Origin of the sequence: Streptomyces durbertensis (assembly GCF_014156695.1) — a bacterium.
Lineage (GTDB): Bacteria > Actinomycetota > Actinomycetes > Streptomycetales > Streptomycetaceae > Streptomyces > Streptomyces durbertensis.
The window spans coordinates 1-1,118 of the sequence record NZ_WMLF01000813.1 but is presented as its reverse complement, the minus strand read 5'-3'; the positions used below and the strand labels follow the sequence as shown (position 1 = coordinate 1,118).

Below are 1,118 nucleotides of genomic sequence, written 5' to 3'. Positions count from 1 at the left end.
GGTCAGGGTGGGCCGCACGGTGAAGCTCGCCTACCTCTCCCAGGAGGTCGCCGAACTCGACCCGTCCTGGCGGGTGTTGGAGGCCGTGGAGAACGTGCGTTCCCGGGTGGACCTGGGCAAGGGCCGGGAGATGTCGGCCTCGCAGTTGTGTGAGCGTTTTGGATTTGTCAAGGAGAAGCAGTGGACGCAGGTCGGCGACCTCTCCGGCGGGGAGCGGCGGCGGCTCCAGATTCTGCGGCTCCTCATGGACGAGCCGAACGTGCTGTTTCTCGACGAGCCGACCAACGATCTTGATATCGAGACGTTGACCCAACTCGAGGACCTGCTGGACGGCTGGCCGGGTTCGCTTGTGGTGATCAGCCACGACCGCTATTTCCTGGAGCGGACCACCGACCGGGTCCACGCGCTGCTCGGCGACCGCACCCTGCGGATGCTGCCCAGGGGCGTGGACGAATACCTGGAACGCCGTGAGCGGGCCAGGGAGGCGGAGTCCGCGACCAGGGCGAAGGGCACCGCCCCGGCGGGGCAGGCCGGTCCGGCCGCGCCCGCCGCCAAGCCGGCGGCCGTGTCCCGTGCGGCGCAGAAGGAACTCCAGCGCATCGAAAGGCAGCTCGACAAGATCGCCGAGAAGCAGTCCGCCCTGCACACGGAAATGGCGGAGAACGCGACGGATTTCGAGCGGGTCGCCACGCTCGACGCGGAGTTGCGTGAACTCGCCGGTCAGCAGGAGGAACTGGAGGCCCGCTGGCTGGAACTGGCCGAGGAAGGCTGACCGGCCACCGGCGACGACCGCCCGCGCGTTCCTCGGAAGCGCGCCGGCGGTTCTCGCCGTTCCGGCGTCCGGCGGGGGAACCGGCGCTGCCCGTGCGCCCGTCCCTTTGATACAAAGATGATGGCTCAAAGCCCTTGAGCCGTCCGATAACAGGCGGACCACATGTCCGATTCGCTCGTCCCTGACGGGGGAACGCGGGGATGGGGCAATCGGTCCGCGCATGCAGAGGGAATCCCATGTCGCAGCCGCCCCCGCCGCCGAACCAGCCGCCGTCAGGCGGCTTCGGCGCGCCGCAGGAGCCGTCCTACGGCTACCCGCAGCAGCCCGGTACCCCGCCGCCCGGCAC

1 protein-coding gene is annotated in these 1,118 nt (G+C 69.5%); it reads left to right on the top strand.

From position 1 onward, the window contains the following. Positions 1–772 (top strand): ATP-binding cassette domain-containing protein (locus tag GL263_RS27005; protein WP_182858353.1); only part of this gene is annotated, 772 nt, incomplete at its 5' end. Between the last annotated feature and the right edge of the window lie 346 nt (positions 773–1,118).